We start from the raw sequence: 16,581 nt of genomic DNA, 5'->3' as shown, positions 1-16,581 counted from the left end.
AAAAAACCGCATCACTGCGGTTTTTTTGTGCCTGCAAACTGCCGTTTAAACGAACAGCGACAACAGCAGGATAAAGCCCAGGCCCACTACCGACAGAATGGTTTCCATCGCGGTCCAGGTCTTGAAGGTTTCGGCCACGGTCATGTTGAAGTACTGCTTGACCAGCCAGAAACCAGCGTCGTTGACGTGGGACAGAATCAGCGAACCGGCGCCGGTTGCCAGCACCAGCAGCTCACGGTTGACGCCCGGAATCATCCCGACAACCGGCACCACAATGCCGGCGCCAGTGATGGTCGCCACGGTCGCCGAACCAGTTGCGATACGGATCACCGCCGCCACCAGCCAGGCCAGCAGGATCGGCGAGATCTGCGCGCTGACCGCCATGTGGCCGATCACGTCACCCACGCCGCTGGTCACCAGCATCTGCTTGAAGCCACCGCCGGCACCGATGATCAGAATGATCGCAGCGGTAGGCGCCAGGCTTGCGTCGAGCCACTTGAGCATCTGGTTGGAACCGATGCCCTGCTTGTAGCCGAAGGTGTACAGCGACAGCAGCAGCGCCAGCAGCAGTGCGGAGATCGGGTGGCCGATCATGTCCATCCAGATGCGGAAGAAGTTGCCGTCCGGCAGTGCCACGTCAGCGAAGGTTTTCAGCAGCATCAGGAACACCGGCAACAGCACGGTGACCAGAGTAATGCTGAAGCTTGGCAGGTTGGCCGAATCGTTTTCACGGGCCAGTTGATCGACCAGTTCCTGATTCGGGTGACCCGGGATGTGCTTGGCGATGAAAGTACCGAAGATCGGACCGGCAATGATGGCGGTCGGCAGCGCGACGATCAGACCGTAGAGAATGGTCTTGCCGATGTCAGCGCCGAATACGCCGATGGCCAGCAGCGGACCCGGGTGCGGCGGCACCAGACCGTGCACGGCGGACAGGCCGGCGAGCAGCGGGATACCGATCTTGATGATCGACACACCGGTGCGGCGTGCAACGATGAACACCAGCGGAATCAGCAGCACGAAGCCGATTTCGAAGAACAGCGGAATGCCCACCAGGAACGCAGCGAACATCATCGCCCACTGCACCTTGTCCTTGCCGAAGGCGCGGATCAGGGTCTGGGCGATCTGATCGGCGCCGCCGGATTCGGCCATCATTTTGCCGAGCATGGTGCCCAGGGCGAGGATGATGCCGACAAAACCGAGCACGCCACCGAAGCCGTCCTGGAACGCCTTGATGATGGTGTTGATCGGCATGCCGGAAGTCAGGCCGAGGAAGGCGGCGGCGATGGTCAGTGCAATGAACGGGTGAATCTTGAATTTGGTGATCAGGATAATCAGGCCGATTACCGTGACCACCGCATCGAGCAGCAGGAACGTCTCGTGGGACATGCCAAACATGGGGGGTGTCTCCTGGATTGTTGTTGTTATTAAAGCGGGTTGAACAGAAGTCGGAAGGACAGCGCTGTCTTTTTCAACATACTCATACCGCCTGTTTCAGACCGTTGGCCTGCCACCAGACGTGAGCCTGCAGGGCCAGCTCTTCGACGCTGTGAATCGAGGCATTGAGCGGCAGAGTCAGCGGCTCGCCCTTTGGCGATTCGAGGGTGGCGAACTGGCTTTCGATCAACGTCGCCGGCATGAAGTGGCCCGGGCGGTGCGATACACGCTCGGCGGCGACTTCCGGAGTCAATTCAAGAAACACGAAACCGAGGCCCGGCAAGGCGCTGCGCAGACGTTCGCGGTAACTGTGTTTAAGGGCCGAGCAGGTCAACACCGGGCGCTGGCCTTGGGCATCGACGCGACGCAGTTCATCGCACAGGCTGTCGAGCCAGCCGGCGCGGTCTTCGTCGTTCAGGGGGATCCCCGCGCTCATCTTTTCGATGTTCGCGGCCGGATGAAAAGTATCGCCTTCAATGGCAGTGGCGCCGCTCAATTGGCACAGGGCCTGGCTGACGCACGTCTTGCCGCAACCGGCAACGCCCATGATGACCAGGGCGGTGATGGGATGACTCATATAACACCTCAGCGCGCAGACAGCGCTACCTTTGCTAGCTATGACTCTAGTGCACAGGCAGAAGTTGCCGACGCCTTCTTGTCGTTTTTTTGGGTTGCAGCAGGTTTGTTCCTGACGCCAAAGAGCACAGATCAGGCAGGACCGTGCTCACGCATTTGCAGCTGCATCAGGACAGCGCTACCTTAGTGCCTTGATTTTTGTTTGGCAAGCCGCCCGATGACCTCCCCCAAGAACGATAAAAATACCCGCACCACCGGCCGTCCGACCCTCAACGAAGTAGCCCGCCTGGCCGGCGTCAGCCCGATCACTGCCTCGCGCGCCTTGCGCGGGGTGAGCACGGTAGCCACCGAACTGGTGGAAAAAGTGCAGAAAGCCGCGCTCGAACTCAACTACGTGGTCAACCCCGCCGCCCGCGCACTGGCCTCGGCGCAGAGCCATTCGGTTGTCGTGCTGGTGCCGTCGTTGTCCAACCTGCTGTTCATCGACACGCTGGAAGCCATTCATCGGGTGCTGACGCCCAAGGGCTTCGAAGTGCTGATCGGCAACTTTCACTATTCGCGCGATGAAGAAGAAAACCTGCTGCGCAACTACATGGCCTATCAGCCGCGCGGGTTTCTGCTGACCGGGTTTGATCGCACGGAAAGTTCGCGGCGGATGATCGAGGCCAGCAACATTCCTTGCGTGTACATGATGGAGCTGGACAGTGCTGCCGGAGTCAATTGCGTGGGTTTCTCGCAGTTGAGCGCCGGGGAAACTGCCGCCGAACATCTCCTGTCTCGTGGGCGTAAACGTCTGGCATACATTGGTGCGCAGCTGGATCAGCGCACGTTGTTGCGCGGTGAAGGCTTCCGCAAGGCGTTGCAGAAGGCGGGCCGTTACGACCCGGACCTGGAAGTGCTGACGCCACGTGCTTCGTCGGTGGGTCTGGGTGGCGAGTTGTTTTTGCAATTGCTGGCGGCGCATCCGGATGTTGATGCGATTTTCTTCGGCAACGATGACCTGGCCCAAGGCGCGCTGCTGGAAGCGTTGCGTAACGGCATCAAGATTCCCGAGCAGGTGGCGATCCTCGGTTTCAACGATTTGCCGATGTCCGAGCACATGGTGCCGCGCCTGAGCAGCATCAACACCCCGCGTGAGGCGATCGGCCGGCGCGCGGCAGAGCAGATGCTGACGTTGATGGCGGGTAACAAAGTGGCGCGGCCGGTGGAGGATATGGGGTTTGAGCTGAAGGTTCGCGAGAGTACCTGACCCTTCACAAATGCTGAGTTGAAACACAACCCTTGTGGGAGCGAGCCTGCTCGCGAAAGCGGTGGGTCAGTCAGCATTGATACAGCTGACACGACGCCTTCGCGAGCAGGCTCGCTCCCACAGGGGATCTCTACCAAGTTCAATGGCTGAGCAGGTCAACCAAAGCCTGCGCGCCCTTCTGCAAGGGCTGGCTCTTGAGCCACACCGCATGCACCGGCAGCACCAGGCCATTTTCGATGTTGCGAAAATTCAGCCTTTTCAAACGTCCCGTGTCCAGCCATGGCTGCACCACCGACAGCGGAAAATTCCCCCAACCCAACCCCGCTTCGACCATTTCCATTGCCGTCTCGAGATTGTCCGTACGCCAGTAGGATTCAGCCACCAATGGCCGCGTTTCGCTGATCGGCAAGTCACGGCTGGCGACGATGATCTGCCGCACTTGCACCAGATCTTCGAGAAACACATCCCGCCCCTGCAACAACGGGCTGTCCGCCGCCAGCGTGGCGATCATGCGTTCGCTGCCGACAAACTGAAACCGCTCCAGCGCATTCACGCTCAAACCGGCGAACGCCAGGCACAGGCTGACCCGGCCACTGTGCAACATAGCCAGCACATCATCCTGCGGCGCAGTCAGCACTTCGATGTCGAGCAACGGATGCCGCTCGGCAATCACCTTGATCGCTGCCAGCAAGCGCCGCCGATCAACGTCCGCAACCACGCCGATCGACAACCTGCTTTCCAGTCCCAACGACAGCTCCACCGCGTGCACTTGCAGCTGCTTGAGCTGCTCGGCGATCAGTCGCGCGTGGGGCACCAACGACTGCGCCATCGCCGTGGGTTGCGGCTCGCGATGGCTGCGGTCGAACAACGGGTAACCGAGTTCCGCTTCAAGATTGGCCATGCCCATGCTCACCGCGGAGGGCACCTTGCCCAACTGCCGCGCCGCAGCGGAAAACGAGCCGCGTTCGATCACCGCGAGAAACAATTCGATGCTGTCGCTGCTGAAATTCAAATGCCTCACCTATCAATAAAACTGAAAGCTACCGACTTTTTCTGTCAGGTCTATTGAAGCTATCTTTCGCCGCCTTCGCCAGCCCTGCTGGCCAACATTCGGCAAGAAAGAGGCAAATCTGCATGCAAGGCGTGAAACGCAAACTGGTCTACGTGTCGCTCTACGAAGTGATTGGGATGACCTTCTCGGCCCTCGGTCTGGCGTTGCTGTCGGGCACGACGCCGGGCAGCACCGGGCCGCTGGCGGTGATCATCACCAGCATCGCCGTGACCTGGAATTTCATTTACACCTCGTTGTTCGAGCGTTGGGAAAGTCGCCAGGTCTCGCGCACCCGTACGGTCAAACGGCGCGTCGCCCACGCGGTCGGCTTTCAATTGACGCTGATCGTGTTCCTGATTCCGCTGATTGCGTGGTGGATGAACATCAGTCTGGTGCAGGCGTTCCTGCTGGATCTGGCACTGATCATTTTCATCCCGTGCTACACCTTCGTATTCAACTGGCTGTTCGACCGCATCTTCGGCCTGCCGAGCTCGGCGCTGCCGGATTCTGCCGCTGCGGCATAAATCGCTAATTCGTAAGCAGATATTGCGAGAAATCAGCGGTTTGACCGGGTAAACCGCTGGTATTCACAATCCGCCAACACCGATAGCAGGCTAAGCTTTTCCATCAATAAAAAATGGATCAGCTTATGACTGCTCACGCTCCCGCCGCCGCGCCCAGTGATGGCATCGACCCGGTACGCGCCGCCGAGATTTCCGCCCGCATCGACCGTCTGCCCGCCGTCGCCACCATCTGGCGTCTGGTGGCGCTGCTGTCGATCGGTGGATTTTTCGAACTCTACGATCTGTTCCAGACCGCCTACATCAGTCCCGGGCTGATTCGCGACGGCCTGTTCGCCACTGGCAGTCAGGGGGTGTTCGGCTTCTCCGATCAGGCGGCGTTCGCCTCGGCGACGTTCCTCGGCCTGTTCCTCGGCGCCAGCCTGCTCAGTCCGCTGGCGGATCGTTTCGGCCGCCGGGCGATCTTCACCTTCGCGCTGATCTGGTACACGGTGGCGACAGTGCTGATGGGGATTCAGACCTCGGCGCTGGGCATCATCGGCATGCGTTTTCTGGTCGGCATCGGCTTGGGTATCGAATTGGTGACGATCGATGCCTACCTCTCGGAACTGGTCCCTAAACGCATGCGCAGCTCGGCGTTCGCCTTTGCGTTTTTCGTGCAGTTCCTCTCGGTGCCGGCGGTGGCCTTGATGTCGTGGTGGCTGGTGCCGCAAGCGCCGTTCGGCATTTCCGGCTGGCGTTGGGTAGTGTTGGCCAGCGCGGTGTTCGCGCTGTTTATCTGGTGGCTGCGCAAGCGTCTGCCGGAATCGCCGCGCTGGCTGGCGCAGCATGGTCGCTTTGATGAGGCCAACCGGATCCTCGACCATCTCGAAGCGCGCTGCGCCAAGGATTACGGCAAAGCGCTGGATGCGCCGGAACCGGTGCCCGTCGATGTCGAAGGCAAAGGCCGTTTCGCCGATATCTGGCAGCCGCCGTACCGCCGCCGCGCGTTGATGCTGATCGTCTTCCACATCTTTCAGGCGATCGGTTTCTTCGGTTTCGGCAACTGGTTGCCGGCGCTGCTTTCGGGGCAAGGCGTGAGCGTCACCCACAGTTTGATGTACGCCTTCATCATCACCCTCGCCTACCCGCTCGGGCCGTTGCTGTTCGTGAAGTTCGCCAACCGTTTCGAGAACAAATGGCAGATCGTCGGCTCGGCCCTCGGCGCGATGACCTTCGGCACCCTGTTCGCCCTGCAGACCAGCGCGTTCGGGCTGATTTTCTGCGGGGTAATGATCACCTTCTGCAACGCCTGGCTGAGCTTCAGTTATCACTCCTACCAGAGCGAACTGTTCCCGACCAACATCCGCGCCCGCGCGGTCGGGTTCTGCTATTCGTTCAGTCGCTTGTCGACGGTGTTCAGCAGTCTGCTGATCGGCATGTTCCTGGATAATTTCGGCACGCCGGGGGTACTGGCGTTTATCGTCAGCAGCATGCTGATCGTGATGCTGACCATCGGCTGGTTCGGCCCACGAACGCGTAATCTGGCGCTGGAGAATATTGCTCATCGTTGAAGGCCAACGCAGGACTCACCTATGGGAGCGAGCCTGCTCGCGAAGGCGTCGTGTCAGTGGCTATAGGCTTGACTGACACAACGCTTTCGCGAGCAGGCTCGCTCCCACATTGGCTATTGGTGACGTTGAACAGCTCAGTTCAATTGCAGGGTTTCATTGAACTGACTGATCGCATCCACCACATGCCGCGAGCCCTGCTGAATCTCGAGGATCACCTCGCCCGCCTCGTTCGCCAGCTCCACGCCCAACCCGGTTCGGCTCAGGCTCGACTGCATGCTCGATACCGCGCTCAGCGACAGGTCGTGGTTCTTGCGCACCACGTCGACAATTTCCAGAGTGGCCTGACTGGTCCGCGCGGCGAGGCTGCGCACCTCATCGGCGACGACGGCAAAACCGCGTCCATGCTCACCGGCGCGCGCCGCTTCGATCGCTGCATTGAGTGCCAGCAGGTTGGTCTGGTCGGCAATGCCGCGAATGGTCTGGACGATGGTGCCGATGATGTCCGACTGTTTGCTGACCGCATCGATGCTCACCGCCGCTTCGTTCAGATCGCGGGAGATGTCCTGAATGATCTGCACGGTCTGCTGCACGACTTGCGAGCCTTTTTGCGCGCAGGCGTCGTTTTGTACCGAGGTGCTGTGGGCCGATTCCGCAGCGTTTTGCAGGGTGGTCATCTGCTTGGTGATGTCACTGGCGAACTTGACCACTTTGTACAAGCGGCCCTTGGCATCGAACAGCGGGTTATACGAGGCTTCCAGATAAACCATCTGCCCGGACTTGTTCTTGCGCTCGAAACGGTGCGAGTGATATTCGCCGCGATTGAGCGAAGCCCAGAACGCTTTGTATTGCGCGGATTCGGCTTCGGCGCGGTGACAGAACAGGCTGTGGTGCTGGCCGACAATTTCAGGGTGCGCGTACTGCATGGTCTGCAGAAAGTTGTCGTTGGCGCGGATGACATGGCCTTCGGGGGTGAACTCGATCACCGCCATGGAACGACCGATCGCCGCCAGCATGGCTTCTTCTTCATGTTCTTTGTTGATGCGTGCGGTGATGTCCGCCGCAACCTTGATCACACTTCTGACCTGTTTGTCGGGCCCGAACACCGGCATGTAACTGGCTTCAAGCCAGATCTCCCGGCCACTCTTGTTCAGACGCAGGAAAGTGCCGCTGAGCGGTTCACCACGGGCCAGGTCGCGCCACAACTTCGCGTAGTCCTCGCTGCGATAAAAGCTTTCTTCGCAAAAGATCCGATGGTGTTTGCCGCGCACTTCATCGGCGCTGTAGCCCATGGTCTTGCAGAAGTTCTCGTTGGCGTCGAGGACGATGCCGTCCGGAGTGAACTCGATCATCGCCATCGAGCGGCTGATTGCCTCTATTTTCGCGTTGGCCTCGGTCAGCGCACAGCTGAAACGCTCGATTTCCCGCAGGTCAGCCTTGTGATGTAGGTTGAACATGGTTGTATCACCTTCCGCGCGTTCTTTTGATTTGATGAAAGTTCAGGTCTTGCAAGATCCATCACTACGTTCCACAGAACAGGCACACGCCTTCCTCAACGGGAGGAAGTTGTCAGGTGATAAATGATGATCAATCGGAGGGTCCCTGCAGCGACGCTCTGATCAAGACATCCTTTTCTTGATAGCCCGCAAGCGGGCCAGCCCTAACGCGTAGAAGAACTTCCATTTAGATGACGCTCCTTGTTGGTTCAGTGTCGGTGCCTTGGAATGCGCACTCTGGCAGCATGAATCACGGACCAACCTGGTACCGCCGCCCTGTTGGCATGACGGTCGACATGGTTAGTTACCTGCAAAGCATAGCCATCCCGACGCCGGGCGCAAGGCCACTAGTCGGCCAGTATCTGGCATTTTTTGCACAAGAAACGGTTCAGCGCGGGGAAACAGTGTGGTGAAAACGGACGTTTTCGCCAGCGAGGCGGGAGCCCGTGAACCGGGCTTCCGCATGGTTTGATCAATGGCCGAAAATATCGACCTTCTTGGCTTTCTTCTCGGCACGTTTTTCAATCGCGGTCTTGGCCGGCTTCTTCTTCGCGGCTTTCTTTGAATCCATACCTTTGGACATGATCGGTACTCCACTCACAGGGGTGTGAGTTCAGGTATACACCTATCCCGAAGCGCGCGTTCTTTTATAATCGGCGCTTTTCGCAGCGACAGCCCGAACCATGTCCGATATCCACTACAGCCAGCTCGACGAATCGTTGTGGCCGCTGATGAACAAGTTCTACCGCAGCCACCAGTCGTCGATGAAGGCCGTGCGCGAGGCGCAGTTGTGGGTAGCGCGGCGCGGCGAGATCGTTGCGGCGCTGTGCCTGCGTCCAGCAGCGGGCGGACACTGGCTGACGGGGTTGTTTGTTGATCCGGGGTGTCGCGAGCAGGGCATTGCTGCACAACTGATCGCGGCGGCGGTTGCTGAGGTGGACGAGCCGGTGTGGCTGTTCTGCCATCCGGATCTGCGCGGGTTTTATGAGCGGCGTGGCTTCAGTTTCAATCCGCCGCTGCCGCAGGCGATGGCCGAGCGGTTGAGCCGGTATGCGCGGAGCAAGCCGATGATTGCGATGGGGCTAGTTTGAAGATCAAAAGATCGCAGCCTTCGGCAGCTCCTACACCGATCCCTGTAGGAGCTGCCGAAGGCTGCGATCTTTTGATTCTGGTTAATCGTCAACGTTGGGATCAAGGTCCGGAAACAGCACTTCGGTAAAGCCGAACTTGCTGAAATCGGTAATCCGCGACGGGTACAGCCGGCCGATCAGGTGATCGCATTCATGCTGCACCACTCGCGCATGAAACCCCGAGGCCACGCGCACGATCGGCTCGCCCTTGGGATCAAAGCCTTCGTAGCGGATCTGCTGAAAGCGATCCACCGCACCGCGCAGGCCCGGCACTGACAAACAACCTTCAAAGCCCTCTTCCATCAACGGATTCAACGGCGTGATCAGCGGATTGATCAGGATCGTCTGCGGCACTGCTTCAGCATCCGGGTAACGCTCGCTGTGTTCGAAGCCGAAGATCACCAGTTGCAGGTCGACGCCGATCTGCGGCGCCGCGAGGCCAACGCCGCCGACGCTTTCCATGGTCTGGAACATGTCATCGATCAATTGCCAGAGCTCGGCGCTGTTGAACATTTCCGGTGGTACCGGCGCGGCGATGCGCAGCAGGCGCTCATCACCCATTTTCAGAATTTCACGAATCATGGTCGCGCTTCGTCAGTGTCCGGCTTGAGCGAATGATCGCGGCCCAGGCCCGAGACGTGTTGTTTGGGGGATTCGTCAGGCTCGCCAGGGGCTTTTTCGCCCTTTTCCTTGCCTTCGGCGGACATATGCTCGATCACCGCGTTCATCTCCGCGCCGAGCAACAGGACTGCGGAGGAAATGTAGAAATACAGCAAGAGCACGATGATCGCCCCGATGCTGCCATACATCGCGTTGTAGTTGGCGAAGGTTTTTACGTAGAAGGCAAACCCCAACGAGGCGAGGATCCACACCACCACGGCCAAGACTGAACCCGGGGTGATGAAACGGAATTCCTGTTTGACGTCGGGCATCACGTAATAGATCAGCGCCACCGCGACCATCATCAGAATCACGATCACCGGCCAGCGGGCGATCGTCCACACCGTGACGATGAAGTATTCCAGTCCCACTTGTGCGGCAATCCAGCCCATCACCTGCGGCCCGAGCACCATCAGCGCGGCGGCGATCAGCAGCATGCCGGCGATGCCGATGGTGTAGACGATCGACAACGGGAAACGCTTCCAGATCGGCCGGCCTTCGACCACGTCGTAGGCGGCATTCATCGCGCTCATCATCAGGCGCACGCCGGCGGACGCGGTGTACAGGGCGATCACGATACCGATGGACAGCAGGCCACCCTTGGATTGCTGCAACTGGTCGATCACCGGGTTGACCTGCTCCAGCGCCTGCGGCGGCAGCACCAGTTCGGATTGCAGGCGCAGCCAAGAGAAGAAATCCGGCAGGTGCAGGAAACCGATCAGGGCGATCAGGAAAAGAATGAACGGGAAGAGCGAGAACAGCATCTGGTAGGCCAATGCCGAGGCGTAGGTCGACATTTCGTCATCGACGAACTCAGTGACCGTGCGCACCATCACCCGGTGCAGGGGCAGACCTTTCATGTCCGGAAATATCATTCGCGTCTCCTTGCGCCGCAAAAGGTTGAAGTCGTGGCGACTCAGGGGCCGTTTTTTACCTCAAGGTAGCCTAGTTGACGAGCCTTTGGCGGATGACCGCAGGGTTCTGATACAAAAACGGCCATCCTTGGATGGCCGCTCGTGTGATTCGTTCAAGGCTCGCTTACGCCTTGTCGACGCCCTTTTTCACAGCGTCCTTGGCGTTGCCGACCGCTTGCTGGGCTTCACCTTTTTTCTCTTGAACCTTGCCTTCGGCGCGCATCTTGTCGTTATCAGTAGCTTTGCCGACGCCTTGCTTGATATTGCCGACGGCTTCGTTGGCCATGCCTTTTACTTTATCGCCTGTGCTACTCATGGTGTTTCTCCGTGAAGCATAAAGGGAAGAAAAGTCATTACGTAACGATTGACCGGTGCGCTTTGCGCCGAGTTTCATTTATTTTGCCGGCATTTCGTCGTGGCACGCAGGTTGCGCTTTATGTTTGCCGGCGTTGCCCCGAGAATGCTCAGCCTACGGGCGCTGAGCCCGGCACACCGATTCGCAGGAATGTCATGAAGCTCAATAAAACCCAGGCCATCGCCCGTCGCAACCAGGAACTGGGCGGCGCCGTGCTCGGCACCAACAACTGCCACTTCGCCGAACTGAACCGTAACCGCAATATCTGGTGGTTCGACCTGCCGGTGTCGCGCTTGGCCATCGGTCAGTACGAGTGGATTCACTTGCTGCTGCACACCCCGGCCACCGATGAGTTGCTGCACCTGAAAGTGCCGACGGTGTTCCTGCGCGAAAAGCTCGAAGGGCTGGTGATTCGCAATGAAGGCAAACGCAAGGCGGCGCTGAGCCTGGAATTGAGCGCGGACAAGGATTCGTATCTGCAGGACATGCGACCGGCGGGGACCAACGTCAACTTTGCACCGTTTCGTCAGTAGGATTTGCACTTGATCGTTCCCACGCTCTGCGTGGGAATGCATCTCGGGACGCTCTGCGTCCCTGCAGTGCTGGACGCGGAGCGTCCGGGGCGGCACTCCCACGCGGAGCGTGGGAACGATCAGTTCACCAACAAAAAGCCCCGCATCTGCGGGGCTTTTTATTTACGCGGCAGACTTGGCCTTGATCTTCTTCAGCTCTTCATCCCGCAATTCGCGGCGCAGGATCTTGCCGACGTTGGTAGTCGGCAGCGCATCGCGGAATTCCACCGAACGCGGCACTTTGTAGCCGGTAACGTTGGCGCGCATGTGGTCCATGACCTGCTCTTTGGTCAGGGTCACGCCCGGTTTGGCGACGATGAAAATCTTGATCGCCTCACCCGATTTCTCGTCCGGCACACCGATCGCCGCGCACTGCAACACGCCCGGCAAAGTCGCCAGCACGTCTTCCAGTTCGTTCGGATAGACGTTGAAGCCAGACACCAGAATCATGTCCTTCTTGCGATCAACGATGCGCATGTAGCCGTCCGGCTGGATCAGCGCGATGTCACCGGTTTTCAGCCAGCCGTCGCTGTCGAGCATTTCATCGGTAGCTTCCTGACGCTGCCAGTAACCCTTCATCACTTGCGGGCCCTTGACGCACAGCTCGCCGATTTCGCCCAGCGGCTGCTCGACACCGGCATCGTCGATGACTTTGCACAGGGTCGACGGCACCGGAATGCCGATGGTGCCGATCTGGATGTGCTGGATCGGGTTGACCGTGGCCACCGGGCTGGTTTCGGTCATGCCGTAGCCTTCGCAGATGGCGCAACCGGTCACGGCTTTCCAGCGCTCGGCCGCCGCCAGTTGCAGGGCCATGCCGCCGGACAGGGTGACTTTCAGCGCGGAGAAATCCAGTTTGCGGAAACCTTCGTTGTTGCACAGCGCCACGAACAGCGTGTTCAGACCCACAAAACCGCTGAACTTCCACTTCGACAGTTCCTTGACCATCGCCGGCAGGTCGCGCGGGTTGCTGATCAGAATGTTGTGGTTGCCGATCAGCATCATCGCCATGCAATGAAAGGTGAACGCGTAGATGTGATACAGCGGCAGCGGCGTGATCAGGATCTCGCAGCCTTCGTTGAGGTTGGAGCCCATCAGCGCCTTGCATTGCAGCATGTTGGCGACCAGGTTGCGGTGCGTGAGCATTGCGCCCTTGGCCACGCCGGTGGTGCCGCCGGTGTATTGCAGAACCGCGACATCGCCGCTGTCCGGGTTCGCCTCGGCCACTGGCTGGCCGTGGCCCTTGCTCAGGACGTCGTTGAATTTGATGGCTTTGGGCAAGTGATAGGCCGGGACCATTTTCTTCACGTACTTGATGACGCTGTTGATCAGCAGGCGCTTGATCGGCGGCAGCAGGTCGGCGACTTCGGTGACGATGACGTGCTTGACGCCGGTCTTCGGCACCACGGCTTCGGCCAGGTGCGCCATGTTCGCCAGGCACACCAGGGCTTTGGCGCCGGAGTCGTTGAATTGGTGTTCCATTTCCCGCGCGGTGTACAGCGGGTTGGTGTTGACCACGATCAGCCCGGCGCGAATGGCACCGAAGACCGCGACCGGGTACTGCAGGACGTTGGGCAGTTGCACGGCGATTCGATCACCGGGCTGCAAGTCGGTATGCTGTTGCAGATACGCGGCAAAGGCCCCGGACAGCTCGTACAGCTCACCGTAGGTGATTGTCTTGCCGAGGTTGCTGAAAGCCGGTTTGTTGGCGAAGCGTTGGCAGGATTGCTTCAACACTGCCTGAATGTTCGGATACTCGTCTGGATTGATCTCGGCTGCGATTCCAGCCGGGTACTTATCCTTCCAAAAGTCTTCGATCATGGAAGCCCACTCCTCAGCAACGCGAATTCTTCACCGCATTTGATGCGATTATTATTGGTGTGTGTTTTGTATTGGTGAATCCGGCGTTTTACAGGCCGAGAAGTCACAAAGCGCGCCGAGAGTAGCAGCTTTGCCAAGGGCCGACCAGAGCCAAAAGAGGCCCCTACAGTCATATTGATGACTCAAGACTTGCCAGCGGTCATTTTAGAGCAAAAATCCTATAACTCCCCAAAACCCCCGAATTCAGCGGGCACAAAAGATTCGCGAGCAGGCTCGCCCCCACAGAAACCATCGATACCTGTGGGAGCGAGCCTGCTCGCGAATGTCAAAAGCGCTGCGCTTCGGGCCTAGGCGATATCCCGCAACTCGCGGCGCAGAATTTTCCCTACAGGCGTCATCGGCAACGACTCACGCAACACGATGTGTTTCGGCACCTTGTAGGCCGTGAAATTCTCTTTGCAGTACGCCTTCAGCTCTTCCAGGCTGACCCCGCTCTCCCGCGCTACCACAAACAGCTTCACCGCCTCCCCCGAACGGTCGTCCGGCACGCCGATGACCGCGCAGTTGGCGACTTTCGGGTGGGCCATGACCACGTCTTCGATTTCGTTGGGGTACACGTTGAAGCCGGAGACGATGATCATGTCCTTCTTGCGATCGACGATGCGCACAAAACCGTCCGGGTCGATCACGGCGATGTCGCCGGACTTGAACCAGCCCTCGGCATCGAGCACTTCGGCGGTGGCTTCGGGTTTGTTCCAGTAGCCCTTCATGATCTGCGGGCCTTTGATGCACAGCTCGCCGCGCTCGCCCAGCGGCTGTTCGACGCCGTCATCGTTGATGATTTTCACCAGCGTGCCCGGCACCGGCAAGCCGACAGTACCCAGCCGCGACTGATCGCCGTATGGGTTGGTGCACGCCACCGGCGAGGTTTCGGTCAGGCCGTAGCCTTCGGTAATACGGCAACCGGTCATCTGCTCCCAGCGCTCGGCGGTGGCCTTGACCAGCGCGGTGCCGCCGGAGTTGGTCAGCTTCAGGCTGGAGAAATCCAGGGTCTTGAAGTCAGGGTGGTCCATCAGCGCAACGAACAAGGTGTTCAAACCCAGCAGCGCCGAGAACCGCCAGTTTTTCAGTTCCTTGATGAAGCCGGCGATGTCGCGCGGATTGGAGATCAGCACGTTGTGGTTGCCCGAGACCATCATGCACATGCAATTCGCGGTGAAAGCATAGATGTGGTACAGCGGCAGCGGCGCGATCATCACCTCCTGGCCTTCGCGCAACAGCGGCTGACCGTCCGGGCCGAGCTGAGCCAGACAGGCGCGCACCTGCTGCATGTTCGCCACCAGATTGCCGTGGGTGAGCATCGCGCCCTTGGCCAGGCCGGTGGTGCCGCCAGTGTATTGCAGCACGGCGATGTCATCGAGGCCGACGTTCAGCGGTTTGATGCCCAGGCCGCGGCCCATGCGCAGCGCGCTTTTGAACGAGGTCGCTTGCGGCAGCGAATACTCGGGAACCAGTTTCTTCACTTTGCTGACCACGGTGTTGACCAGCCAGCCTTTGGCGGTGGGCATCAGGTCGCCCATCTTCGCTTCGATCAAATATTGGATGTCGGTGTCGGGCAGCACTTCCTGGACTTTCTGTCCGAACAGATTCAGGTAGACCAACGCGCGTGCACCGGAATCCTTGAACTGGTGGCGCATTTCCCGTGGCGTATACAACGGGTTGGTATTGACCACGATCAGCCCGGCGCGCAGCGCGCCGAACACGGCAATCGGATAATGCAGAACGTTGGGCATCTGCACCGCAATGCGATCCCCCGGCACCAGATCGGTATGGGCCTGCAGGTATCCGGCAAACGCCGCGCTCTGGCGCTCGAGTTCGGCGTAGGTCAGGGTGACGCCCATGCTGCTGAACGCCGGGCGGTCAGCGAACTTCTTGCAGGAACGCTCAAACACTTCGATGACCGACTTGAACTCGCCCATGTCGATGTCCAGCGGTACGCCGGCCGGGCGTTTGTCATTCCAGAAATCAGGTTGCATTGTTCTTGTCCTCTTTACCTGAGCCGATCCGGGAGCCGCTTTCTGTCGTTTCTGCTTCGTCCATGGAAGGCGAAAAGCACAAAGCGGAGCTTCACGGACACTAGCAGCTATGGCCATTGAGGCAAATATGACGCAAGCCCTCATTAATCCCGTGAATCTTCCTGCCGTGGCGTGAGCTGATCAGACGCGCTATACACTGTGGCGATGCTGAGCAAAGGAATCGCCATGACCCACGACACCTTCTGGCTGGACGCGAGTGACCGCAGCCGCCTGTACATCAACCGCTGGCTGCCGGCCACGCCATTGAAAGCGGTGATTCTTCTCGCTCATGGCATGGCCGAACACAGCGCTCGCTACGCCCGCCTCGCTGACACGTTTTGCGACAAAGACTATGGCGTCTACGCCCCGGATCTGCGTGGCCATGGTCGCACCGCCGACAACGGCACTCTCGGCCATTTCGCCGATGACGACGGTTGGCGCAAGGTCGTCGGCGATCTGGCCAGCCTCAACCAGCACATCGGCCAGCAACATCCCGGCGTGCCGATCATCCTGCTCGGCCACAGCATGGGCAGCTACATCGCCCAAGGCTATTTGTTGCACCACAGCGCCAGTCTGCACGGGGCGATTCTCAGTGGCTCGAATTTCCAGCCGGTGGCGCTGTATCGCGCCGCCCGGCAGATTGCCCGACTGGAAAAACTGCGCCAGGGCGGCAAGGGCCGCAGTGCATTGATCGAATGGCTGTCGTTCGGCTCGTTCAACAATAAATTCAAACCGGTGCGCACCCGTTTCGACTGGCTGAGCCGCGACGCGGCGGAGGTCGACAAGTACGCCGCCGATCCGCTGTGCGGCTTTCGCTGCACCAATCAGCTGTGGATCGACCTGCTCGGTGGGTTGCAGCAAATCAGTAAAGCGTCCAATCTCGCGCAGATCGATCCGGGCCTGCCGCTGCTGGTAATTGGCGGCGAATGTGATCCGGTGAGCGAGGGCAAGCGTCTGACAGATCTGGCCAATGCCTTGCGCAGGGCCGGCAGCCAGCATCTGCAACTGAAGATCTACCCGCAGGCCCGGCACGAATTGTTCAATGAAAGCAATCGCGACGAAGTGACCACCGATGTGCTCGCCTGGATCGACCAGGCCCTGAGCCACCGGCGCCCGCAGCGCAGCGAATAATTTTTTTTTTGTGGATTCACTGAAATCCGTCACAGGAATCGAA

The 16,581-nt window shown here is 59.4% G+C and carries 14 protein-coding genes and 2 pseudogenes; 6 read left to right on the top strand and 10 right to left on the bottom strand.

Translation table 11 applies throughout. The features are described 5' to 3' along the window. Positions 1-45 precede the first annotated feature (45 nt). Both AAEZ10_RS09120 and AAEZ10_RS09115 read right to left on the bottom strand, forming a co-directional pair. A complete protein-coding gene (locus AAEZ10_RS09120; protein WP_016773551.1) occupies positions 46-1,398 on the bottom strand; it encodes a GntP family permease in 1,353 nt (450 codons plus the stop codon). 82 nt (positions 1,399-1,480) lie between these two features. Beyond that, on the bottom strand, positions 1,481-2,014 hold the full coding sequence (locus AAEZ10_RS09115; protein WP_016773550.1) for a gluconokinase: 534 nt from the start codon (positions 2,012-2,014) through the stop codon (positions 1,481-1,483). A 216-nt stretch (positions 2,015-2,230) separates the two neighbouring features. Between AAEZ10_RS09115 and gntR the strand changes: the two genes are divergently transcribed. Further along, positions 2,231-3,262 (top strand): HTH-type transcriptional regulator GntR, encoded by a 1,032-nt coding sequence (gene gntR, locus AAEZ10_RS09110; RefSeq protein WP_024014046.1) that lies wholly within the window; start codon positions 2,231-2,233, stop codon positions 3,260-3,262. 139 nt (positions 3,263-3,401) lie between these two features. Here gntR and AAEZ10_RS09105 read toward each other — a convergent pair whose 3' ends face one another. Further along, on the bottom strand, positions 3,402-4,274 hold the full coding sequence (locus AAEZ10_RS09105) for a LysR family transcriptional regulator (protein ID WP_350568859.1): 873 nt from the start codon (positions 4,272-4,274) through the stop codon (positions 3,402-3,404). A 122-nt stretch (positions 4,275-4,396) separates the two neighbouring features. Between AAEZ10_RS09105 and AAEZ10_RS09100 the strand changes: the two genes are divergently transcribed. Together AAEZ10_RS09100 and AAEZ10_RS09095 are read left to right on the top strand one after the other, a co-directional pair. Continuing rightward, entirely contained in the window at positions 4,397-4,837 is a 441-nt protein-coding gene (locus tag AAEZ10_RS09100) for a PACE efflux transporter (protein ID WP_350568857.1), read from the top strand. Positions 4,838-4,962: 125 nt separating this feature from the next. After that, positions 4,963-6,387, top strand: a complete 1,425-nt coding sequence (locus AAEZ10_RS09095) for an MFS transporter (RefSeq protein WP_122752181.1) — start codon at positions 4,963-4,965, stop codon at positions 6,385-6,387. Positions 6,388-6,521: 134 nt separating this feature from the next. Here AAEZ10_RS09095 and AAEZ10_RS27900 read toward each other — a convergent pair. Beyond that, positions 6,522-6,947 (bottom strand): annotated as a pseudogene (locus tag AAEZ10_RS27900) (methyl-accepting chemotaxis protein); the annotation flags it as partial. 117 nt (positions 6,948-7,064) lie between these two features. After that, positions 7,065-7,736 (bottom strand): annotated as a pseudogene (locus tag AAEZ10_RS27895) (PAS domain-containing protein); the annotation flags it as partial. Positions 7,737-8,563: 827 nt separating this feature from the next. On the opposite strand from AAEZ10_RS27895, the gene AAEZ10_RS09085 reads away from it, so the two are divergent. Next, complete coding sequence (locus AAEZ10_RS09085) at positions 8,564-8,971, top strand: GNAT family N-acetyltransferase (protein WP_350568855.1); 408 nt, start codon at positions 8,564-8,566, stop codon at positions 8,969-8,971. A gap of 81 nt (positions 8,972-9,052) precedes the next feature. Here AAEZ10_RS09085 and def read toward each other — a convergent pair whose 3' ends face one another. From def to AAEZ10_RS09070, 3 genes are all read right to left on the bottom strand, one after another. Then, on the bottom strand, positions 9,053-9,592 hold the full coding sequence (gene def / locus AAEZ10_RS09080; protein WP_122704263.1) for a peptide deformylase: 540 nt from the start codon (positions 9,590-9,592) through the stop codon (positions 9,053-9,055). Then, positions 9,589-10,545, bottom strand: a complete 957-nt coding sequence (locus tag AAEZ10_RS09075) for a YihY/virulence factor BrkB family protein (protein ID WP_130887394.1) — start codon at positions 10,543-10,545, stop codon at positions 9,589-9,591. Before AAEZ10_RS09075 ends, def begins: the two co-directional genes overlap by 4 nt. 163 nt (positions 10,546-10,708) lie before the next feature. Continuing rightward, positions 10,709-10,900: a CsbD family protein gene (locus AAEZ10_RS09070; RefSeq protein WP_016775518.1), complete on the bottom strand. Its 192-nt coding sequence runs from the start codon at positions 10,898-10,900 to the stop codon at positions 10,709-10,711. Between the two features lie 194 nt (positions 10,901-11,094). Between AAEZ10_RS09070 and AAEZ10_RS09065 the strand changes: the two genes are divergently transcribed. Further along, entirely contained in the window at positions 11,095-11,472 is a 378-nt protein-coding gene (locus AAEZ10_RS09065; protein ID WP_016775519.1) for a hypothetical protein, read from the top strand. A gap of 162 nt (positions 11,473-11,634) precedes the next feature. Here the strand turns inward: AAEZ10_RS09065 and fadD1 are convergent, their stop codons facing one another. Together fadD1 and fadD2 are read right to left on the bottom strand one after the other, a co-directional pair. Next, on the bottom strand, positions 11,635-13,332 hold the full coding sequence (fadD1, locus tag AAEZ10_RS09060; protein ID WP_024014053.1) for a long-chain-fatty-acid--CoA ligase FadD1: 1,698 nt from the start codon (positions 13,330-13,332) through the stop codon (positions 11,635-11,637). A gap of 347 nt (positions 13,333-13,679) precedes the next feature. Further along, entirely contained in the window at positions 13,680-15,368 is a 1,689-nt protein-coding gene (gene fadD2, locus AAEZ10_RS09055) for a long-chain-fatty-acid--CoA ligase FadD2 (protein ID WP_350568851.1), read from the bottom strand. Between the two features lie 225 nt (positions 15,369-15,593). Here fadD2 and AAEZ10_RS09050 point away from each other — a divergent pair, with 225 nt between their 5' ends. Then, positions 15,594-16,538: an alpha/beta hydrolase gene (locus AAEZ10_RS09050; RefSeq protein ID WP_350568849.1), complete on the top strand. Its 945-nt coding sequence runs from the start codon at positions 15,594-15,596 to the stop codon at positions 16,536-16,538. Positions 16,539-16,581 lie beyond the last annotated feature (43 nt).

The organism is Pseudomonas sp. H26/SER47-MNA-CIBAN-0231 (assembly GCF_040310465.1).
GTDB lineage: Bacteria > Pseudomonadota > Gammaproteobacteria > Pseudomonadales > Pseudomonadaceae > Aquipseudomonas > Aquipseudomonas atacamensis.
Note: the sequence above shows the minus strand (reverse complement) of the source record. Positions and strands in the feature narration are given on the sequence as shown.